Annotated in this window: 21 protein-coding genes; 1 reads left to right on the forward strand and 20 read right to left on the reverse strand. The window is 33.9% G+C overall.

Going from position 1 to position 23,545, the window contains the following annotated elements; genetic code table 11:
• Positions 1-134: 134 nt before the first annotated feature.
• From OU989_RS14050 to OU989_RS14115, 15 genes are all read right to left on the reverse strand, one after another.
• Positions 135-1,550 carry a M20 family metallopeptidase gene (locus OU989_RS14050; protein ID WP_274793660.1) on the reverse strand — a complete coding sequence of 472 codons (1,416 nt, stop codon included), beginning with the start codon at positions 1,548-1,550 and terminating at the stop codon, positions 135-137.
• A 17-nt stretch (positions 1,551-1,567) separates the two neighbouring features.
• A complete protein-coding gene (locus tag OU989_RS14055) occupies positions 1,568-2,791 on the reverse strand; it encodes an MFS transporter (protein ID WP_274793661.1) in 1,224 nt (407 codons plus the stop codon).
• A gap of 318 nt (positions 2,792-3,109) precedes the next feature.
• Entirely contained in the window at positions 3,110-4,411 is a 1,302-nt protein-coding gene (locus OU989_RS14060; RefSeq protein ID WP_274793662.1) for a hypothetical protein, read from the reverse strand.
• 161 nt (positions 4,412-4,572) lie between these two features.
• A complete protein-coding gene (locus tag OU989_RS14065) occupies positions 4,573-7,443 on the reverse strand; it encodes a hypothetical protein (RefSeq protein ID WP_274793663.1) in 2,871 nt (956 codons plus the stop codon).
• A 275-nt stretch (positions 7,444-7,718) separates the two neighbouring features.
• A complete protein-coding gene (locus OU989_RS14070) occupies positions 7,719-10,073 on the reverse strand; it encodes an ATP-binding protein (protein WP_274793664.1) in 2,355 nt (784 codons plus the stop codon).
• Complete coding sequence (gene comX / locus OU989_RS14075) at positions 10,046-10,204, reverse strand: competence pheromone ComX (protein WP_274793665.1); 159 nt, start codon at positions 10,202-10,204, stop codon at positions 10,046-10,048. The genes OU989_RS14070 and comX overlap by 28 nt, the downstream gene beginning before the upstream one ends.
• A 273-nt stretch (positions 10,205-10,477) precedes the next feature.
• The gene (locus OU989_RS14080; RefSeq protein ID WP_274793666.1) at positions 10,478-10,849 is read right to left on the reverse strand and encodes an SMI1/KNR4 family protein; all 372 of its coding nucleotides are present in this window, start codon (positions 10,847-10,849) and stop codon (positions 10,478-10,480) included.
• 29 nt (positions 10,850-10,878) lie between these two features.
• A complete protein-coding gene (locus tag OU989_RS14085) occupies positions 10,879-11,826 on the reverse strand; it encodes an ADP-ribosylglycohydrolase family protein (RefSeq protein WP_274793667.1) in 948 nt (315 codons plus the stop codon).
• 28 nt (positions 11,827-11,854) lie between these two features.
• Positions 11,855-12,625, reverse strand: a complete 771-nt coding sequence (locus tag OU989_RS14090; protein ID WP_274793668.1) for a macro domain-containing protein — start codon at positions 12,623-12,625, stop codon at positions 11,855-11,857.
• Positions 12,626-13,214: 589 nt separating this feature from the next.
• Positions 13,215-13,841 (reverse strand): Imm43 family immunity protein, encoded by a 627-nt coding sequence (locus OU989_RS14095; protein ID WP_274793669.1) that lies wholly within the window; start codon positions 13,839-13,841, stop codon positions 13,215-13,217.
• An 88-nt stretch (positions 13,842-13,929) separates the two neighbouring features.
• Positions 13,930-14,664: an RHS repeat-associated core domain-containing protein gene (locus OU989_RS14100; RefSeq protein ID WP_319023463.1), complete on the reverse strand. Its 735-nt coding sequence runs from the start codon at positions 14,662-14,664 to the stop codon at positions 13,930-13,932.
• 771 nt (positions 14,665-15,435) lie between these two features.
• Entirely contained in the window at positions 15,436-15,834 is a 399-nt protein-coding gene (locus OU989_RS14105; RefSeq protein ID WP_269898168.1) for an immunity 22 family protein, read from the reverse strand.
• A 2-nt stretch (positions 15,835-15,836) separates the two neighbouring features.
• The gene (locus tag OU989_RS14110) at positions 15,837-17,291 is read right to left on the reverse strand and encodes an RHS repeat domain-containing protein (RefSeq protein WP_274793670.1); all 1,455 of its coding nucleotides are present in this window, start codon (positions 17,289-17,291) and stop codon (positions 15,837-15,839) included.
• 279 nt (positions 17,292-17,570) lie between these two features.
• Positions 17,571-17,726 carry an IS66 family insertion sequence element accessory protein TnpB gene (gene tnpB, locus OU989_RS23745; RefSeq protein ID WP_396631823.1) on the reverse strand — a complete coding sequence of 52 codons (156 nt, stop codon included), beginning with the start codon at positions 17,724-17,726 and terminating at the stop codon, positions 17,571-17,573.
• Positions 17,727-18,118: 392 nt separating this feature from the next.
• Entirely contained in the window at positions 18,119-18,730 is a 612-nt protein-coding gene (locus OU989_RS14115) for an RHS repeat domain-containing protein (RefSeq protein ID WP_274793671.1), read from the reverse strand.
• Positions 18,731-19,031: 301 nt separating this feature from the next.
• Here OU989_RS14115 and OU989_RS14120 point away from each other — a divergent pair, with 301 nt between their 5' ends.
• Positions 19,032-19,568 (forward strand): hypothetical protein, encoded by a 537-nt coding sequence (locus tag OU989_RS14120; RefSeq protein ID WP_274793672.1) that lies wholly within the window; start codon positions 19,032-19,034, stop codon positions 19,566-19,568.
• A 97-nt stretch (positions 19,569-19,665) separates the two neighbouring features.
• On the opposite strand, the gene OU989_RS14125 is transcribed toward OU989_RS14120, so the two are convergent.
• The 5 genes from OU989_RS14125 to OU989_RS14145 all read right to left on the reverse strand — a co-directional run bounded on the left by OU989_RS14125 (position 19,666) and on the right by OU989_RS14145 (position 23,072).
• The gene (locus tag OU989_RS14125) at positions 19,666-20,211 is read right to left on the reverse strand and encodes a hypothetical protein (RefSeq protein WP_274793673.1); all 546 of its coding nucleotides are present in this window, start codon (positions 20,209-20,211) and stop codon (positions 19,666-19,668) included.
• Between the two features lie 14 nt (positions 20,212-20,225).
• Positions 20,226-20,945, reverse strand: coding sequence for an RHS repeat-associated core domain-containing protein (locus OU989_RS14130; RefSeq protein WP_274793674.1), 720 nt, complete (start codon positions 20,943-20,945; stop codon positions 20,226-20,228).
• 116 nt (positions 20,946-21,061) lie between these two features.
• Positions 21,062-21,316: a DUF7660 family protein gene (locus OU989_RS14135; protein WP_274793675.1), complete on the reverse strand. Its 255-nt coding sequence runs from the start codon at positions 21,314-21,316 to the stop codon at positions 21,062-21,064.
• Between the two features lie 629 nt (positions 21,317-21,945).
• The gene (locus OU989_RS14140; RefSeq protein WP_274793676.1) at positions 21,946-22,491 is read right to left on the reverse strand and encodes an imm11 family protein; all 546 of its coding nucleotides are present in this window, start codon (positions 22,489-22,491) and stop codon (positions 21,946-21,948) included.
• Between the two features lie 2 nt (positions 22,492-22,493).
• Entirely contained in the window at positions 22,494-23,072 is a 579-nt protein-coding gene (locus OU989_RS14145) for an RHS repeat-associated core domain-containing protein (RefSeq protein ID WP_274797348.1), read from the reverse strand.
• Positions 23,073-23,545: the final 473 nt, after the last annotated feature.

Raw genomic sequence — 23,545 nt, forward strand, 5'->3', positions numbered from 1 at the left:
TACGGCTGGGGTTTTTTTCTTGTCCATAGCTAGAAGCCCTTTGGAACCCCTCGCATAGCAAGGGGTTTTCAAAAGATACAAAAACAGAGCCTTCATAGTTCTCCTATGAAGACTCTATCTAGATCGCTATCCTTTTATAGCTTTGGAGGCTGTGTTCCCTCCGGAATTAAAGATATATATGTCTCTCCATCAAGACGTTCTTGCCATTCTTTTTTTGCTTCTTCAATTAATGCTGGATTATCAAGTAATGCGATAGCTGTACAAGCCATGATTTTAGCCGCTTGTAGCATACCTTTATGCGCAATTGGCATAACCCCCTGTGAAACAACCTGCCATGTATGCAACGGTGTACCTAATGCCATACATACGGTTGTACATTGTACGGTTGGTACTTTCCAGCTGACATCTCCAACATCTGTTGAGCCACCCATAATAAATTCAGGGAGCATGTCTGGGACGTGATCCGCAATGACTTTTCCTTGTAAACGCTTAACATCTTCTTTACGCAAACCTACCAACGAAGAAGCTTGTACTTCAGGTGTAAATGTATTAAAAATTGCCTGTGCGTACTGCTCATCCTCTATTGTATAGTCTGGCATACCAATTTCAAGTATTTGTTGATACATTACATCATAAAGTGTTTTATTTGTAATGAGATTTGAAGCAGCACCCTCAAAATCAATGTCAAGCGACGTACCTGTCATAAGCGTTGCACCTTTTGCAATATTTTCAACGCGCTGATAAATCTCTTGTACTTGTTGTTTTTTAGGGGCTCTAACGAGATAGGTTACCTCTGCATAGGGTTGTACTACATTCGGTGAAGTTCCACCAGAGTTTGTGATGGCGTAATGCACACGAGCTTCTGGAATGATATGTTCTCGTAAGTAGTTTACCCCAACATTCATCAGCTCAACAGCATCTAAAGCACTTCGTCCAAGATGTGGTGCTGCTGCTGCATGTGCACTTTTCCCAGTAAACTTAAAAGTAGCAGCATAGTTTGCTAGAGAGCTACAAGTCATTACAGTAGAAAATGTACCTGGATGCCAAGAAATCGCAATATCAACATCATCAAAAAGTCCAGCTTTTGCCATATACGCTTTACCTGAACCATTTTCCTCGGCAGGACAGCCGTAAAATCGAATGGTTGCTGATTGATTATGCTGCTCAAGATAATCTTTCACTGCCACAGCAGCAGCAAAGGCTCCAGTTCCTAATAAATTATGCCCACAGCCATGACCGCTTCCTCCATTTTCAATAGGTTCATGTTGTGTAGCGCCACCTTTTTGACTCAAACCAGGAAGTGCGTCATATTCCCCTAAAAAGGCAATGACAGGCTTTCCAGAACCAAACGTCCCTATCAGAGCTGTACTAAGTCCAGCAACACCCACTTCGGTTTGAAAACCCTCTTTTTCTAGCGCCTCTTTCATATAGTGCATTGATTTTTTTTCTTGAAAATGAAGCTCTGGTACAGCCCATATAGCATCACTTAATGCCACACTAGCTTCTTGTTTTGCTTCAATTAATGTCGAAATTTTTTCGTGAAAACTCATTAAAGTCCCTCCAATTTTTATGCTTTCAATAAAGTCCCTTTTTGGTCATTAAGCGTGACAATGGACACAATACAGATGAGCGCAAAGCCAATTAACATCCAAAATGCCGCATCAAACGAACCATTAAAAGCATCTACCATAAAGCCAATGGCCATAGGTGTGACAAAACCTGCTAACTGTCCACCTGTATTGGCGATACCCATTGCCGAACCTGTAATTGAAGAAGGTAATTTCTTCAGTACGATAACAGGTAATAACGTAATGACGAACGCAATAAAGATCGAAACAACTGTTTGATAACCAATAAATAACGTCACTGTTTTGGCCGTAAACATTAAATACAATAATATGCCGATAACTGCACAGGATATGGACCCTAGTACCTTTTCTATTCCTCTTGGTAGCTTATCAATAATAAATCCGCTGCCATACACACCGATAATCGTTGTAATAGCAGGAATTGTTTGTGCCCAGCCAATGGACATTAAATCCAATCCACGATTTTTCTGAAGATACGTAGGAATCCAAGAAACTAATCCCCAGTTCACTGCATAAATACAAAAATATGCAATGATCAAATTCCACATAAGTGGTGTTTTCAATAATTCTTTAAAATTTACCTTTGTAGTAGGATGATTTGTCCCAGCTTCTTCTACTATTTCAGCCTTCGGAAGCTGAATATACTTCCAGTATAATAAGGCAATAATCGCTCCAATCGACCCGATAATAATAAACATCATGCGCCAACCTATCGTTCCTAATAAATAAGCAGCTAGCAGCGGCACAATTAATGATACAATCCCTCCAGAAGTAAGCATGATGGACATGGCTCTTCCTCTTTCTTCTTTCGGGAAAATCGTCGCAATAATCTTAGAGCTCGCTGGCTGAAATCCACCCTCTCCGATGCCAAATAAAAAGCGAATCACAATCATAGCCGTTAATGACCAAGCAATTGCTGTTAGACCGGTGAAAATAGACCACATAATAACAGCCAACAGTAAGATTCGTTTTGCGCCAAATTTATCAGCAAGCCAGCCACCTGGTATTTGCATAATGGCATAGCCTAAAAAGAAAGCGCTTAAAATAATACCCGTAGAGGATGCATCTAATTGCAAATCACCTGTAATTGAAACAACTGCATAGTTCATAATGTAACGGTCTAAGTTTCCTAAAGACCAGCCCAAAAATAATAGCGCAAGGATAACATTTCTAGATTTTTTAGTTACTTCATTTGTTAACATTCATATCCCTCCCATATCTCAAAACATTCTCTAACATTGCAGTCTCTACTTCACTGCTTTTTTTCCTTAATGATCTTTGCCCCCTTGTAATATCTAGTAAAATAAAACCCCTTTTATATACCGACATTTTCGTTATATATTCGTATAATAATCAAACTTCTATGAAAAAACAATATTTTTTTGAAAATTTCTAATAGATAATCGTCTTTGTAAACGAACATTCATCTCTTTAAAAGGTTCACAATTCCTTGATAAATCAGTTTTTAAAGGACAAAAAAAGCCCCAAACCATTTTTGGCTTGGGACATCTTCATTATTTTTAAACAAGCTGATACATTTTTATCGGCCTACCACGAGTATGCTGTAATTCTTCTCCACAAATTCTCGCTAAATCCACTCCACATAAATCTGCCACGATTCGTTGGGCATTTCTTTCACTCATCTGAAGCTGTGTCGCTAAATCCTTTGTCGTAAAATGCTTCCAGTGCATTTTCTGCACAAGCGCATAAATTTTCATGTACGTTTTTACACTAATATTACCTTTTTTTAGTTTTTCTAAAATAAAAGGGTCTTCTGCTCGATAGGAATACGTAAGTTCTTCTACATTCCCTACGGATTCAATAATTGTTCCATCATCCTGAATCATAACAATATCTACCGCTTCATTTTCCTTCGTCTGTCTTAATCCTCGATGAGCATGTAATTCAGCATTGAACACCGTTTGAGCAAAACCAATGCCTGCCGTTACCTTCGCTTCCATTTCAATGGACAGCTGGTACATTTTTTCCTGTAAAAATTGGATTTGTCCTTCAATGGCTCCCCTTGTACTAAAAATAGTATACTTTCCATTCCCTTCTTCAATCAGTGAGCCATCAATTTGTTCACAGAGCTGAAGCAGGTTTTCCTTTATGCGCAATTCTAAATACTGTATACGGTACCCTTGCTTCATTCTTTCTTTTAATGAATCGAAGTCCTTTATTTCCAGCATAACTGCACCAATTTGGGTCTCTTTATAATAGGACGTTTTGATTTTTTCTGTAAAAAGCTGAACGGTATGGTAAATTTCCGTTTTGGTCGGTGAAACCCAATAAGACGGCACACCTCGTTTTTTCAGCTCTTCATCAACAGAAGGATAGCAAGTAATCGCAAAATCGATTTTGCCCGCCTGCCAGAGATCATAGTGGAAATCAAATAGCTCTTGTGGATTAACAGCCACATCAAATTCCTTTAAATACATGTGATGGACATTATGCTGAATTTCCGCAAGACTCTCTGACGCCATTTGGGAAGGCGATGGGATGATGTCGATACTGACATTTTCAATAAACTTTTTTTGTTGATAGGACTGCTCTAAAAAGCCCCGATAAATGGCTGCTTCGGAAAAAATAATATGAGTCAATTTATCCTTGGAAACATTCGTTTGACTGGCAAGCTTATAGGGGATGTAGCCAGAAAATAGCCAGAAATCCACATCCTGATTATAGGTTTCGACAAGATGCTTTGTTTCCGTCGCCACTTCATAAATATACGGAATAAACTCCATATCCTGTTCAATTTCCCGTGCTAACGCAATAATTCTCTCAACCGATTTAGCGGGACCAACAACACCTATTTTATACATCTTTTGTTCCTACCTTCTTTGTGAAACTACAATCGTTTATGTAAAAAATTTCATTCTCTGTAGTACATAGTATAGCGAACATTGAATTTACTAGACAAATAATAATGACTTTATCTATAAAGAAAGCCCCGAAAATCCATCGGGGCTTCTTGTAGTAATTATTATTGTTCAGTTGGATACATGTTGTTATAAAGTAACTCTAATTTCTTTGAAAGCTTACCATAGGCAGTTTGCCATGCTTTGCGAGCCTTCTCATCTCCATCCACTGGAACGTATAGAGCATGAACGTCTGCTACCTTTTTCAAATCCCCTTCCGCCTGTGTCAGCTTCGAATAATTTTTTACGATCTTCTGATCAGTAGCACTTAATTGATCATAAATCGCACGAATTTCTTTCACTTTTTCCTCTAACCCAGCTATATATTCACCTTTTACAACTAGAGAATTGATAGACTCAATTAACAGCAAAGCACTTTCATTTGTTTGCTGTTGCCCTTTCTGCTTATCAATAATCAACTGTCTAGTCGCAGCATCAATCAGGCTCACTTGTTTAGACGTCAGCTTTTCAAATGCCTTGATGACTGTACTTGGATTATTATTAAACGATTTCTCATAAGTCTTCATAAAGGATTCTACCTTTTTGACATCCGCCAATGCTGCTTTTAATATATCATAATTTGTAATTAATTTTTTATCACTTGAGCTAAGGCTACTATACTGTGTCGATAGATTTTTAATTCTATCAATGGAAACTGTATAAAGATCATTTGCTAAAATGCTTGCAATATCATGATTTAGCTGTGTAATATTCGGCGCATTTTCATCAATAATTTGATTATTTAATAAAGCCTCATATTGCTCTTTTGCTAAATGTTGTTGATTCGAAGGTAATTTAGCATACGCTTTTTGCACTGTTTCAATTTTTTTAGCTTGTTTAGCAGCATCTGTTTCTTCTCTAGCTGTCTGGACTTTTTTATGGAATGATTTCACACCTGAAATATCCTTCTTTGCTGCTGTTAATAAATAATAATTCGTCACATATTTTCTTGCACCTGACGATAGACTTTTATACGTTTCTGACGCTTTATCAGTTGCGGATTCTAATTGTTTGAATGTAAAGGTAGTGACATCTGCAAATTTAGCTATTTCGGCCTTCAATGCTTCCGCAGCAGCCTTATCAGCAGGCACTTTACCATTGTCATCAATCGAAACCTTAGGCGTATTCAGTAAAAAGTCATCGGCATTATAGACAAGGGACTGTTGTAAAGTCGTAAGCTTATTATAAGCTTTGAGAGCACTCGTATAGCTTGAATTCAGTTTACTTTCTGTCACGCCAGCTGTTCGAGATAATTTTTGATAAGCGTCCATATCTTTTATCACTTTTTCAGCTGCTTTTAAATCTTTTTGTAAAGTAACAAGACTGTCATAGCCAACAATTTGAGCTGCCGATGTTTTCGTTAAGCTCTTATATTCTTTAATCATACGATTGACATTATTGACATGACTCTGCCATGAGCTAGCTGATGGATTGATTGGATAGATATCATCGCCAATATAGCTCTCTATATCATGATTTAATGCGGCAATTTGACTCACTTCAGCACTTTCCGCTGTCGCTAAAAGCTGTACATACTTGTCTGATACTAATTTTAATTGCTTATACGTCAATTTTTCATAGGCAGATCGAATGGACTTCGCCACTGTAACTTGCTTATTCGGTGTATTGTCTGCCGATAATTTATCAAAGGATTTAATAAATTGCTCCACTTTTTTAATATCGGATTTAGCTTCTGTTAAAATAGCTTGATTTTGAATTGCACCACGATAATTTGGGGATAACTTTGCGATATCCTCTTCAATGCTAGTCACTAACGCTTTTAGGGTATCCTTATCTGAAGGTACATATTGTGCAAGAGAATTTTCGTATGATAGTAAATGAACAATAGCTTGATTTAATCGTCGAACTTCTGAAATTTCCTCCAGATCATTTGGCTCATTTAATAAATTTTTAATGTTCGTATAGAGGACTTCATTCGCATCTAAGCTGCGTTGTAGCTGATCAAGCTTATTATAGGCCTCTTCCATCTCTTGAATATATTTAGGTCGATCCTTTTCATTCACGTCCTGTAATTTATCTACTTTTTCTTCTAATTTATTGAGTAGTGCCACATCAGCGAGGGCTCTCTTTAGAACATCATAATTGGACACATTTGCTTTTGCTGGTGCCGATAAAGCTTGATACTTACTTTCTAATTCCTTTATTTTGGCTTCGAATGATTCAAAATCTGATACATTGTATTTATTATCATGGATTAGTAATGCTTTAATTTCATTTGTTAACGTATCAGTAGGTACGGTCGATACAGTAATGGTATTTGAAAGTTTAGATTCCACAAAAGAAAGACCTACTTTTGCTTTAACAGTGACGCTAATATCCTTGATGCCTTTTTCAATGGCGTCCTTTGGAATTGTATATGTACTCCCAGCGGCACCTTCAATAATTGTGAAGGAATTATCGCCAAGCTTATAAAACCATTGATAACTATATGTAATTTGGTCACTTTGTAGTTTGGCACCACCCTTATCTGTAACAGAAACGCCAGCTACTTTCACTGTTTCACCAGGTGCTACAAAACTGGAAGAGGAATGACCCTCCAAAGTTGGAATAGTGATGTCCAAGTCTAATGCTTTTATATCACGTGGCTCACTTTGAAACTTTTTACCGTCAATTGTAGTTGCTTCTACAAAGATTGATTTTCCCGCTGCTTCAACTGGCACTTTAAATGATCGTGAAGTTGCGCCAGAAATCGGCTTATTTGTTACTGAATTTGAACTATCTTCACTCGTAATGTCCTCTAGGTAATACCATTGATAGAGATTGACCACTGCATTATTAGGTAATTGCTCAACTGTTAATGTTCCATTGACAATATTTTCACCACTAATCGAAACCGTTTCTGCTGCATTTGCTACAGCTGGTACAATTAGTGCTACTGGAACGGCTGCTGCTGTTAAAAATAATTTCTTATTCAAATCTATTGACCTCCTTAATCCTTCTAATGAATTATATCGGTCTTGCTGCTATAATTTCCTTTGTTCTGGAGAAATAATTGTAAAAAGTGTATTTTCTCTCTATTCTTCTCTTATAAAACAATATTTTTTTGATGATAATATTTTATTTTTGATCAACCCTTTCAAAAAGTAAAAGATATCAAAAAACAAAAGCCTTCTAATCCGCATTCGTAGCCTCTACGAAGAGATTAAAAGGTTTAAATAAGTATATGCCTATGTGCTTACACCTCATTTGGTTATCCTCGTATCATATAAGTTGGCCGGTTCAGCGTACTATACGTATAAGGATGCGTTTGATTGGTTTCACTAACTTGTATACGAATGGTTAGTCCTTCACCTACTTTGCTATCTAAGGCGAATTTCCCATTAAAAGCCTGAACCCTCTCTTGCATACCTTGAATGCCCATAGAATCCGCAAGTAGAATGTCATCTATATTACAGCCTACCCCATCATCGGTATACAAAATTTCAAAACCTTCTTCAGTGCCTAATAAATAGATTTCAACGGTATTCGCATTGGAATGTTTTAGAGCATTGTTTAACAATTCTTGGAACAAGCGATAAATCATTAAGTTTAACCGTTCATCCTCTAAATAAAGTCGATCAATCGTATAAACCAACACAAAATTTGCTCGTTTATGAATTTTTTGAATCAGTTTTTCAAGGGCGGCATTTAATCCTAACGTATCGAGAAGTGGTGGCTTTAAATTTTCACAGTAGCCCCTTAAATCATTCAAGGAAGTTACCATATGTTCATGCAGCTTTATGAGTCTCGCTGGGATCTCCTCTTTTTCCTTTGTATGCATAAGGACATCCATTTCTCTCGCAATATGAAGCTGTTCCTGTAAAATCGTATCATGAAGTTCCTGAGCAAGTTGATATTTTTCTTCCTCGAAGCGTAGCCAAAGTAATTTATTGAGCCACGGTAGTTGTCGATTATCAGCCTCTTTCATATGCTTTAACTGATTTAAAAGCTCCTCAACCATTTTCGTATTTTCAATAAAATTGTTTAAATAGAGCAATAACAATTCAAGCCATAACAACTCCTCATCCTTTAGATAAATCGATTTATTATGGTCAACAACAAGGATTCGTTTATAATTCGCATCTTGATGAATAAAGGCGATATAGAAATGATCTGTTTTTTTAATATCCCCTAGCCCTAAACGCTCGACAAGGACCTCATCAATTTGATGTTGCGTGTATTCCTTCGATTTATTCGTTAACGTCACCTGATGTGTTTGAAAATCATAGGTCAGAACATAAACACTTTCCATTTCAAGCTGGAGCACAACCTCCTGCACAAATTTCTCCAATAGATCTTCGATTTTGACCACTCGACCTATACTATCAACGGTAGTATACAAGCGATGAATGTAGTCCCCTTTCGTAGAGAAAAGGATTTTCCGCTTACGATAATCAATCCGCTCCTTCATGTAAAACAGGGCCATTAACGAGAGAAAAGCGAAAAAGAAAATCTCCGTCATGCGTGTAATCGAAAGATCCGTAAGCCAATACAGCCCCAATAACAGCCATAGTGTAAAAGCAAAAGAAAAATTAAAATAATAACGTAATCGAGAAATGAAATACTCCATATCAAAAATACGCTCAGTAAGTTGTGTAAATATAAAGCTGAATGGAATAAGCATTAGAAATAATGAACAAATATCAGCAGAGAGTAATTGTGTATTGAATAAGATTTGGGGTAATGCATAGAAAAGTAGAAAGGGCAAAAATGGAATAATGATACTCATTAACAATATCTTTAGTTGAGATAATTTATACTTAAAATAACCTACAATCAATATTCCAAGATTTAATATTAATAATAGAAAAAATACCCATAGCACAATTTCAGATAGAATAGGGTTGATTGATGGATAAAAAATACTGAAAACACTAAACGCAATCGCTAAAACAGGAAATAAAAAAAATACTTTTAGTTTTTTTATAAAGAGCCATTTTATCTTTAAAAACGCAAAATAATTTTCTAAAAAAAGTAACAGAATTACTAAACATAATAGCATACTACTACGGTTAATAATCATACCTATACTATCTAAACGCCCTGAAGCACCAATACTCACATATGCTAAAGAAACACTTAGAATAAATAATATTAGTAAATTGGTAAGGTGTTGATTTATTTTTTTAAAATATAAATATACCGTAATAAATAATGTCAAAGCATAGTAACATGCCGGTATTATCAATAAATAGTAAAATTGCTGAGGTATATCAAGATTTTTTATTTGTATAGAGATTATTTTTCCATCAGGCTTTTGGATCGTTAATTCTTTTGCTGCCCTAATGGCTGAATCAAAGGATATATAAGATAAATTATTTATTTTCACATCATCAACATTTAAAACAATATCCCCAGGTGTAATTTGATGCTTTGTTGCCCAATTTTTATAATAGGAATCCGTTATTGTCCAATTATTATTTATTTTTTCTAACTCAATATTTAAAAAGGGTTTGCTATAAGTAACATTAAGTAGGTACATCCCTAAAATTAAATAGATACCTATAGCAAGCCCAAACCATTTATTTTTTTTATGTTTTAATACCAAACACGATTTTCTAAACATACATCTTCATCAAACGAATCCAAAATTGCTTTTTGTTCAAGATCTGTTACACCAATTAAAGAAGCTTTTTTTTCTTTTAACAATGTTACCAACGACGGATTTTGCTCTAAATATTGAATCATGTTAATCATAAAATATCGCCTCATTTCATTAGTTTTAATTTATAATTACATAATTTGCTAAAAACTCTTTAAACAAAGGAATTATTAACAAAATTTGTAACTATAATTTTATTATACTACCACTCTCCAATAATTCAACATAATTTTCTAAAAAATACAAATAATTAATAGAATATGTAATAATTTAGCTTTATTTCTCCAAGAAAAGACATAGAACCCACCTAAAAAAGCCCATTCCAAAGATAGGAATAAGCTTCTACTATTTATACTGATTAATTTGTTTTACTGACAGCCATTTTGTAGCCACTTACTTAAGTCCATAGTGACCAACGTGGCATGTTGTGGATTCATATCCCCGCCATCTACTGCAAAAACGCTAGAATTATTCCCCTGAATGGCCATTAAAAATACCATTCCACCACCATCGTCACCAATAGCTATATAGCCTTTCGCATATTCCTCCACTTCCCAAGTCTCATTTCTTTCTATCAATTCCTCTGTACCGTAAATTAACACCCCATTAGCCAGTGATACACCATTCACCTCTTGTAGGACTCGCCTATAAACGGTTGGGAGTTGACATGATATACTATGTTCCACTTGTAGAATGTCGTTCTCTGTAGCTGGTAAATTTGCATTATGTATAGGAAGCATTTTGACACATCCTTTCGTTTACATTCTCTTTACACCTGTGCTGCACAATACTCGTAAAACGCCAAAATTAAGTCATCAACCTTTTGTTTACTGACAATTTTACCCAACCATTCTTCCGGAATTTTATCCAACTGTTTATACATACCCGCTATCGAACCTGTAATGGCTCCAACGGTATCCGTATCTTCTCCTAAATTAACTGCCATCAGAATCGCTTCTTTAAATGTTGTAGAATTACCTACACACCAAATAGCCGCTTCTAGCGAATGAACAATATAGCCGCTTGATTTAATCTCGTCTTCAGGCGTATTTAAAAAGTTTTCATGAAAAATCCTTGTGTAAGCATCTAACTCTGCTTTCATTTCATTTTGTAAATTATTTTGCAGTAAGTCAAATACCTCTTTTAAGGCCACTTCTAGTGAATTATTTTGGTATAAGCTTAATAATAGCTCAATGTAAATGATGGACCCTACTATGGATCGCGGATGACCATGAGTAATCTCTGTATATTGATGAACTAATTCTTTTCTTTTAGCAAAATCTAACTCATGCATGACCACGAATACTAAAGGAGCTATCCTCATTAGTGTACCATTGCCATTATCAAACTCGCCCGTTTTACCACATTGTGCTGGCGGAACACCTTTTTTATAGTTGGAAACGGCTTCCGCTGTAGTAATTCCAATATCAAACATTTCGCCAAATGGTGTAAGATAGCCATGCTCCATGTATTGCACAAATTTGTTCATCAATGTTTTGGTATCGCCTTTTTCAATAATGTTTTCTACCAAGCAGAGTGTTAGAGAAGTATCATCAGACCAAGTACCAGGTGGTTGATTGTAAGTACCATACCCCATCACATCTTGCACACGGAACGTTCCTCTTTGTTTAAATTCGACTGGTACGCCCATTAGATCACCGATAATCCCACCGTATAAAGTGTCAAACACACGCTCCCTCAATTGTGTATCTACCATAGATGCCACCCCTAACTTTTATTTATTATCACAATTCAAAAACAGTACATTTAATTTTATAATAAATCAATTCCTCATTTATTATTTTTTCAATCTCTTCCCAATCTCCTCCAGCTAAACCTGAACCAATTTTAGGCATCTGTATCGATAATCTATTTTTTAATGCAAATCTCGCAACTTTTCTTAAACATAAACGAAGTGCATCATAATCAATATAGGTTGTATGATCTTTATCATTTTTCCTCACACCGTGTTGTGCAAGCATATTGGCAACAAAAGTAGCTCTCTCCTGGTCTACACATACAAACTGAACTTCTCCTAACCCAAAAGTTTCTTTATCCTTAGACCATTTTACATATTCATTTTTGGCAAAAGGGAATTGCTTTGATAAAGATAAAACAAAACCTTTTCCCCATTTTCCTAAAATATTGACAACATGAATGATGAGTGTATGTTCTTCTAAAGGAAGCGAAGCATCGCCCTTTAAGTAGTTAATTTGAGATTTGTTAGCTACAATTCCTTCCTGCCACTTATTCTCAAATTCTAATTGAGTAATAGGTACACTATCGCTTAAATCTAAACTATCGATATGTCCGTCATACAATAAAAATCCAACATCTTCGTTCCAATCGTGCAATGATGAAGAACTATATATATCATTATTTATTATGTTGATCTGCCTAGTTGCAACGCAATCATCAAATTCTGTATATAATTGACCATAACCTTTTAAAAATTCAATATTATCACATTTATAGTATAATAGACTATTATTAGTCCTTGCATGACTCACTACCACTGCTAACCTCCATTTCGGAATATCCAAATACATTTTTCCATCAATATAAAATGGCTAAAAACTCTTTAATTCTTTTAACAATCAAACAATTCATTAGCCAATTGAGGAATTTCTTGAACCGCATCTTCAATCCTGTTTTGTTCATCTAAAGAATATTTCTCTTTATTAAAATAAAAAAATTACTAATATCAACGAAACATAATGCAAGTTTTTTAGGAACGACTTCAAAACTCTTATATTCAGCTATTAATATTTTCATTGCTGTAATTAATTCACTATATTTAACTTCAATCCTTCACCATTTCTTAATTGTATTAAAATAGAATGCTCTCCTAATATGGTTTCATAAATACTATTTAAAGCATTATTCATAATGTTCTCCGTTATAATTGGTGTAGAAGGAACAAATTCATTCTTCTCCCCTTTACTCTACAATAAAAATCTATTTATATAAAAAAAATATGTAAAGAAAGAGCTTAAGACAATTTCTTTACATATGTGTTTAATAACTTTAAATCAAGCTAACGCTAAGATAATACTGTTAATTTTAATTCTATGAGGTATTAACAAGGTTCAAAGATTTTATTAATTATACGATCGATTGTAGATAGTTAGGCACTAACTCTAACTCCATAAATTGAATCCCTTTAAGATTGCCTTTTTCACATAATGATTTAAATTTTTCTGAACCAAACAAGTATCTTCCCAGTTTTAAATCGTTTAATTGAAATAAATCAAGATCAGTGTCTTTTAACACCAACCTTATATACTTATCAACGAAACTTCCATCAACTTTTAATTTTGCATTACTTGGAACTTCTCTTGTAAGATACTCAGATTTATCATAATCAACTAATGCATGTCTTTTAATACATTTAATAAAGCAAAATGAGTCTTTTACTTTTGGTTTACCTTTTGTACTCACAACATGTAAATTAGCTATAACATAATCCTGTAATACATTTATTTGATCCATTGAAGATAAAAATTTTTCAGAGATTATATGACCGAAGAAATTTTCGTAGTAGTCAAATTGAATTTTGCTTCTCGTTATTAACCATAGTTCTTTAGGAAACTCCATTTGTTCAATAAATGGTCGGTTCCAATTATAGCTCATTCCTTCTTCATATTTGTCTTCATTAAAACTTTCGTGCAAAACCCCATCTAAATAGATGGGAGAAGCAGCATTATTATTGACTAACATAAAATATTTCATAAAATTACCCCAATCGTTTACAAGTTGGATATTTTCTTAATGGTACGTAATCTTTACTAAAATGCCCTGTTTGAAGTTGATTTTTAAGTTACATTTGTAATTTACGAATTTGTTTTCTAGCCTGTTTTTCATCTATTAAATTATTATCAAATTCTGCATATATATTGCCTACTCTGTTCATCACATTACTATTATAAGCACTATGAGAAGTATTATGGATAAAATCAAATATACTACCTTTTAAAGTATCAGGATTACTAGGAATCATCATACCATTGAAAGCTTCATCTCTTAAACCACCCATACCAATATCATTGAAGAAAGTTTGATATTGTTTCCACACATTTGTCGGAATTACATGATGCGCCTGATGTCCAGCTGTCTTACTTCCGCCCTTTTTTAAGTTAGCTGCTAGGATTTGACTCGGTGCTCTCGATAAACCAAATATATCAATCCATGTATTCGGATCACTGACATACCCATAAAGCGTAGGATTTCCACCCGCAAGTCCAATCGGGTCAATTTGAGTATAATTCCCTTGCACTGGGTCATAGTATCGGAATCTGTTATAATACAATCCAATTTCTACATCATCATACTGACCTTGATATCTAAATGGAATAAAGTCTTTCTCACCTGTAACTTCTTTCACTCGTCCATAAACATCAAGTTCAGCTGTCCAAACCCTATTCCCTTTTTCATCATAGGCTTCAACAGGCGTTCCGAGATAATCAGTAATAATACTGTAATGACCTTCACTCGTAATCTTTGCAGAAGGGACGAAGCTATCATTGAATACCCATGTAACTAGATTATCTGCTATAGCAGTACAACTTCAATAAAAAAACATATGTAAAGAAAATGCTTACGACAACTTCTTCACATATGTTGCGACAACTTAATTAAGGCAGTAATAAGTGGTACTTCCCTCTTTGACAAACATTACTCCTTTTATCTTTTCTTCTTTACATGCTTTCTTTCATTCTTACAATATGATGCCCTTCTAAAGAATGGGGAACATATTTTATAGCAGTAGTTTGATTGGTCCGGCTGGTAAGGTTTTTAATAATGTCTATACTCGATTTCTCGATATCTAAACAAGGTACTAGATTTAATATATTTATGACAAAAAACAATTCATTCATTTCACCAGTGTTTGTAGACGTTATTACTGAAGAAATCCACTGAAATCATCCTAATTGCTCAATCATCTATTATTTAATGTTACTACTTTACCTGTTGCAGGATCGATTGTATATGAAATAAAAACTCATTAGGATTGATTCTACCGAGACTAATATCTTTGGCAACCTCAAGTATTGGCCTACCAACAATTGGTCATTAACTTGGCTTATTTAACAAAAAAATTTTTTACGCTTTTTGTAGGTTTCCTTAACTACAAGATAAACGGAGTTGCATTTTCGACTTTTTGTAATTTAACCTCTTATATCCTTAAAGTTAAATTAGTTATCTTAGTGTAAAAACAATCAAAGCCATTGAAATTTTATCGTAGTAAAATTTCAACGGCTAATTAGCTTTCAGAAGATAGTTTCTTCATAACTTCCTATAATTACCTAGCTATGAAGTTAAATTATTATAAATTTGTATCAAACTTCCCAATATAATGTAATTCATTATAAAGTTTATTTTTATCAGTTACTTCTATCTCTGGATCCATGTAATAAAACATTGCATTAACATTTTCTAACCCTTTTTTAATACAAATATTCTGAATTTCTTCCATTGTATCCTGTGATACCGATAACTCTTCCAACAATACCCTAACATTCACCATGCTATCTTCCTTATAAACTCCAATACAATCCTCATCATACCATTTTTCGTTTATATCCAGACAAAATTGGCATACTTTGTAAAGAGGATCATCAATATCCATATCTGGATCGTCATAGTCTAATTCAAAGTAACTTTCAAAAGTCTCATCATCACTATTATTGATTCCTACCCAAACATGCACTTTAGACATATCCATTTTTATTTACAACTCACTTTCATATATTTTCTATGGTACTGCCCTATTATTAATCTTGCTTCTCTCTTTGTGTTTGCTCCCTGTAAAGCATTTGATAGGTGTATATGGAAGTTACTACTTGCTTTACTAGACTGATTACCTATTCTTTTCTTACCTGTTGAATGCGGACCTGTGTGTAAGTTACCATCTTTATCAGGTACATCGACAAATATAAATTTATCTTTATCAATTGCCATCTTTTTTAGTTCTTCTGCTTTAAAACCTAATTCTCTTGCTTTAGCTGCATCTGATACTGGAAAAAGTTCATGTTTACCACCGCCATTTCTCAGCTGTTTTTTAACAGCTCCTATGTTAGCAGAAACTTCTTCTGGTGTAGCATTATTAAACCATTTATCAAATCCTCCATTTTTCCAAGGTGCCATTCCAAAGACATCGAACCAAGTATTCGGATCTTTTACATATCCGTACAAAGATGGATTCCCACCCACGAGTCCAATCGGGTCAATTTGAGTATAATTCCCTTGTTCGGGGTCGTAGTATCGGAATCGGTTATAATACAATCCTGTTTCTACATCTTTATACTGCCCTTGATAACGGAATGGAATAAAGTCTTTCTCACCAGTGAACTCTTTCACTCGTCCATAAATATCAAGCTGAGCAGACCAAACCCTATTACCCTCTTCGTCATATGCCTCAACAGGTGTTCCAAGATAATCACTAATAATACTATAATGACCTTCACTCGTAATCTTTGCAGAAGGGACGAAGCTATCATTGAACACCCATGTAACTAGATTATCTGCTATAGCAGTATCGGTTTGTGAGGAATTTAGATTTTCTAAAGTATCTGCAACATTCTCCGTGGAATACTCATGCAGAATCGTATTGCCATCCCATACAAATTGCGTTGCCTTATCCTCAGAACTCTTCTCTATTCGCCTACCTAATGAATCATACTTGAAAGTAACTTCCGTATTATCTGGCTTAATGACCTTCGACATCATGCCATTGCCATAATACTCGTACTTCCACGTATCTCCATTCTTTTCGACTTTCTCTATGAGATTTCCTTCTTCATCATAAGAGAATTGGGCATCTTGTGTTTCTAGTAATCTACTGCCAGCACCATAAACACGATCTTTTTTGTCTTTTGTTTCATATAGATTGCCGACATCATCGACGCTACGGTATAAGAAATCAAATTTACTATCTTGATTGGCCCAGACGAGGTTACTGAATTCGTCGTAACCATACGTTACTTTTACACCGGTTAGCTCATTGACCATGCTGCGTAATTGGTGATTCACATCCCAATTATACACACGTCTTCGCATATCACGGCTTTGACTACTTACGCGATGGTGTGTCGGTCTACCTGTGATGTCATATTGCCATTTACTGATGACATCCCCTGGTAGGATTCGCTCAATCTCTTGCCCGAGTTCATTGTATTGCATCGAGGCTGTCCACTGGGCTTGCTCGGAGCGAGAGGCAGTCATCGCACATGCGCCAAACAATTTTCGAATGTGATATTCGGTAGTTTGTCTTAAGGAGATTAGCCATCACACACAAGGACTTTCTGAATATCCGCTAAATATATCCCTTTAATACATCCTTCTCGGTAAAACAGGTTCAAATAATACAATCATCGATCCCTCTGAAGGCAGAGCGGAATACCCAGTTGCAGGTATTCGATAGTGTAGCTTTACCGTCTGTGCGATTCAATATTTGAGTGGTTATTTCATCGGCGTAAAGTATGATAACACTTCCAGTAGCCAACGTAATTCTTGCTGGTTGTTTCGAACTTGTTCATCTTCTTTTGGCCATTGAAGTCGATCGTTCTCTAAACGTTTGTACAGTAAATCGAAACCTTTCCCGTCAAAATCTAAAATTTATAGTGATCGCCAAAAAAAGAAAGACAGCTTTACTATATGGGTCCAATTTGAAGGTATGTTGGAGATGATTGGATCTTATTTCTAAAAGAGAATGGAATAATTTATATTTAGGACGTTTCATAGGAAAATCTCGACAAATATATATAATAGATGAAAATAAAGTAGCTAATGATTATTTTTATGTTTCTATAATATTAATGATAAAGCTAACTTAGTATCTTTTATTATCTAGGTACTTTGCAAAAATATACTACGAAAATGAAAATAAAGACTTCTTACTAAAATTGGATATAATCTTATTGAAGGAATCAAAATATTAAATCATTATCTACAACAATATGAAAATGAGAAAACAGATCTGTAACTATCCTGTCTTAGTAAACTATCAACTAAAGAGGCTGGGACAAAACCCACCTCCGTTGCATCTTGTGTGCAACCCTATCTATTAGCTTATCGGCAAATGCGCGATTACTATTTCCATACTGTGCCCATATTCTTTTAATCATATCTTGTCTAAATGCTTTAGTTACACTTCTATCCCTCGATACTTTTGCAACTTTATATAGAAGACCTTCTTCTCCAAGTTTTTGAAGTGTTTGAGCTTTTCTGAGAAATTCATTTTTAGGCATCCAGTCTTTGTAAACTAGTGTAATTGTTACATCTAGCCCCAAAATATCCATATACAAATTTGGATTATTTACATATCCATAAAGCGTAGGATTTCCACCCGCAAGTCCAATCGGATTTATTTGAGTATAATTCCCTTGCACTGGGTCGTAGTATCGGAATCGGTTATAATACAATCCAATTTCTACATCTTCATACTGCCCTTGATAACGGAATGGAATAAAGTCTTTCTCACCTGTAACTTCTTTCACTTGTCCATAAACATCAAGTTCAGCTGTCCAAACCCTATTCACTTTTTCATCATAGGCTTCAACAGGCGTTCCAAGATAATCACTAATAATACTGTAATAACCTTCATTCGTGATTTTTGCCAAAGGGACGAAGCATCATGAAAATACTCATGCAACTAGATTATTTGCGATGTCGGCATCAGTCTGTAAAGCATTCTGTGTAAAATTTCTAAATATATCTGAATTATCTTGCAAGAAATATTCATGGAGAATTGTATTCCCATCCCACACGAATCTCATAGTTTATTTGCTAGACCCCAACCAGAATTAAAAATTTATCAAAATCGTCCTATCCTGATGGATAATATCTATAAAAGTCTTTATAATTAACATCTTATCTAATGCATATGGTAAAATTAAACAAAAATATTGGAGGAATAAGAGAATGATACCTTTTGAAGAAAACATAAAAATTTGGAATGACACATTAGAGGAAATTAGTCATCCTATTTATAAATCTATTTTAAATAATTTTCATATAGATTTGATTAAAGAAATTTCATTTAACATCCAAGCTGGTATTGTCCAAAAAGATTTTGATTCCATTATGAATTATTCATTAAAGTACATTTTACAATCTCTTTTCATTCAAATTAAAAAATCAAAAGAATTCGAATTAATGGTATTAGTTTTTGGAGATAAAGTGTGCGATGAGTTTGAAAAGCTACTTCTTTTGGATGCTATTGATATTTCTTACCATATAGATGATTTTATTACCGAGAAAGAAATGGAGGAAGAAGGTATTACTGTGGACGACTTAGATAATTTTCTTAATATCATTGTGAATTTTAACGAAAAGCAGTTTGCCATGTTAAAACTAACTAATTCTGTCCATGAGCTAGGAGAATTAGCTTTTTTGAATCTAGACACTTCAGATACATTCATTAATGGTAACCATTATAGTGACTATGAAGAGGAGTAATTCCTCTTCATAGCCATTTAAGTAAAATTGCCTCCAAAGAAGATAAAGTAATGAATACTTAGAATTTATTAAAAAATATGATTATCACAATTACATTCTAATTATTACTTGCAGTCCCTACCGTATCAAAATTTAACCCTTTAATTCCGTTTTTTTCAATAAAATCAATAAACTTTTGTGTACAATAATAGTTTGAACTAACTTTAGCATCTCTAAATAAAGTTTCATTTTCTACTTTATCTAAAATAAATCTTATGTTTTCACTTCGCATCATTGCAAGAGATTCTTGCAAATCTAAACCATCAAAATTAATTGCTGTGACTACATTCGTTACATTTATATAAATAAAATCTTCTGCAATGCCTTTGATTTTTATCGGGAAGATTTCTATAATGTCAGAAAATTTTTCAATAAAAAGATTTTTAAATTTCGCTTTTATTATTAATGTATCTCCATAACAGCGTGAATCAAAATCTAACAATTTTCCTCTTGTATGTTTATCTTCAGAGATACCAAAAATCTCTTCTTTCCAATCCAGAGTAATTTTTTGTCCCGTAAAACTAGAAAAAAGACTAATATCCTCCTCATTCAAAAAAGTTAGGTCTTTAAAACTAAAGTCATTCTCTATTTTAAATATTTTCATTATAAAATCCCCTTTTACCAAATTTTAACGTTAAATAATAAATCATTCCTTATATTTTCTAGCTCAGTCAACACTGCTTCTCTTGCTTTCGCTCCACCCAATTTTTCAGCCATGTCTAACCTATTATAGACATTTTTAAAATACTCGTTGGTATGAATTACTCTATGATAAGCACCAGGTTGTAAACTATTTGGATCTATATGCTTCAAATAAACACCATTTTCTGCACTGTTGACATCAATCTTGAGTCTTTTCAAGATTTCTCTGGCTCTTCCAGCGTGTACGTTTGAATGATCCCCCGCTACAATATGATGAGCTGCTGAACCTTTATACTTATGCCAAGCACGTTTCATGTACCCTTCATTTTTTCTTAACTCTCGATTAGCTTTGTTCATATTTTTCTTTAACTCTTTAGTACAAGAAAGACCAAAAATATCTATTGAGTTATTTGTATCTTGTACATAGCCATATAAGACCAAACCTCCATTAAGCCCAATTGGATCCTTTTGCGTATACATACCCTCAATTGGTGAATAATTTCTAAATCTGTTGTAGTAAAGGCCAGTTTCTTCATCCTCGTATTGCCCTTGATATCGGAATGGTATAAAATCCTTGTCACTGTTAAACTCTTTTGACTGGCCATAAATATCTAACTCATTGGACCAAACCTTATTACCATCATTTTCGTAGGCTTCAGAAGGTGTACCTAGATAATCACTAATAAGCTTCTTCAACTAATCAATCGATCTAATAAATTCCTTAAATTGATTTATTATTTACACCACACTCATCAATTTAAATTCTCTCCATACAAATCTCACATAACTAATTCTTTTTTAGCGTGGGCCTTTTATTCATATATCTTACCTACATATAGCATAATAGACAATAGTTTCCAGTCGATATTTTTGGGTGTATCTAAACCAGAATTTTCATAAAATCCTTCCATATCTTCCATCCATCCCTCAATGGCTTGAAGAAATAAATCTATAGATTTATTCTCCCATTCATCTATATTTTTTTGATAATCCGCTGATAATAAATTTACAAATTCTAAGAATTGTTGCTTGTTTGATACGTTTTCAATTTTGTTGTACCAATCCATATTATTCACACCTCTCTATTTCAACTATTGACTCTATTTTTTCCTACAAATCACCTGTCTAGATCCACCTCTTTAAAACAATTGATGTCCCACCATTTTTTGTTGATATTTTAAACCATTGATTCTTCACTTGCCCAGTTTACTGGAATTTCATAATACCTGCTAGTATTCATCAGTATCCTTTCAAACATTAACATAGTAAAACAGTTGTATTTAGCTTAACTGAGAAGATATTTTCTTATCCATAGCCTAAGAGTTACAAGGAAGCTCCTAGCATAGAAAAGAGTTTTCGAAATATTAAAAGAGATGACTTCGGCAACATGCAGAAGTCATCTAATTAATACAGCATTCTTTTTTTACTAAACTGCTAAATTATGGGGCACAGTTGACAAAATTTAATTTTTTTACTACAAAAAATTAAAAACGCATCATTTTAAATAGTAAATAAAAGCTATCTAATGAAAACATCCCTTTATATTTAAATTTCATTTTTTCGAATTTGGAAGAAGCTAAAACCAAATCTCTGGAAGCGATAACACATCTTCAATAGTAATTAGTTTAATTTTTTTCGGAACAAAAATAATAATTTGTAATATCCTGTTTTGTATATTTTCGTTATACGTTTTTTACTATTCTGTATGACCAACTTTTTCATAACGTAATCCTTTGATTTGATTATTATTCATTAGATTAATAAAGAAATCTGTAACAAAATAGCTTGATGACATTTTGCTATCTCTAAATATGGACTCGTTTTTTACAGTTTGAAGATCAAAAACGTACCTATTATTTCTTACCATTTCCATTATTTCGTCTGAAGACATTTTATCCACATTTTTAATAGATTTAATTTTATTCGTTACATTTATATAATAATATGGACCTCTATCCGTATTAACTGGCAAAATTTCAACTTTTTCACTATAATTAGCTTCCAAAATCTCTTTCAGATTATTATTCACGATTAAAATACCATCAAAATAGCATGAAGCATCAAAATCTTCAAATCGTTTATCCTTTTTCTTTCCTTTTTCTTTGAAAATTTCAAACTCTAAAGGTATCCAATTGTCTCCTAATTTTTGACCTTCAAAGTTTAAATAGTTAGATGAACTTCCTTGATTAAATACAAAAAATTTAAAAACATCATAGTCACTTTTAATTTCATATATATCCAAAATTAATACACCTTCTTGTCAAATAATAATTCATTCCTAATTAACTCTAATTCTTTTTCTACAGCTGATTTCCCTCCAACTTTACTTGCATTGATTATTTGTTTGTTTACATCCTCATAATATTTATTTGTATGAATCACCCTATGATACGCTCCTGGTTGTTTACTATTTGGGTATATGTGTTTCAAATAAATACCATTATCAGCTGAATTTACATCGATTTTATAATGAGCTAATATATCCCTCGCAGGCTGAGCCCTTAAATCATCGCCAGCAACAATATGATGGGCAGCCGACCCTTTCTCTTTATGCCAAGCCCTTTTCATATATCCTTCTGTTTTGGCCAGTTCTTTGTTAGCTTTATTCATATTTTTCTTAAGCTCTTTTGTACAAGAAAGCCCAAATATATCAATCCAAATATTCGTATCACTGACATGCCCATAAAGCGTAGGATTTCCTCCTGCAAGACCTATCGGATCAATCTGAGTATAATTCCCTTGCTCTGGGTCGTAGTATCGGAATCGGTTATAATACAATCCTATTTCTACATCCTCATACTGCCCCTGATATCTAAATGGAATAAAGTCTCTTCAGAACCAGATGGATCTCGCTCAAGCTTGAAGATTGCATGTATGTTTATTCTCAGTCTCTATTAACAGACTGTTTTCTCAAAACATTTCTTAAATGCAACGGAATGAAAACTGTTCGCTTACGCGATGATATGAAAAAAGAAGGCTTAAGCGCCTTCTTTTTTATATTTCTACTATTATTTATCTAACTATGATATTGCCAATATTATAATCTTTCTCTTATTATATTTTTAAAAATTACCACTTTACCCCCTATATTAAAGTTATACCTTCCATCTTCCCATAGATTATTAAGCCTTCTAATTCATTAATTGCACCAATATCTTCAATAGTCCTTATCTTCCCATTCAACTTCAGATAACTGTTTACAATTTTCATGTTTAAGGTAAAAAGGTAAATACTACTTTAAAACAAAAAAACGATTATGATTAACTTGAAATTTTTCTGAATTTTCCAACCTATCT

Source organism: Lysinibacillus irui (assembly GCF_028877475.1).
Lineage (GTDB): Bacteria > Bacillota > Bacilli > Bacillales_A > Planococcaceae > Lysinibacillus > Lysinibacillus irui.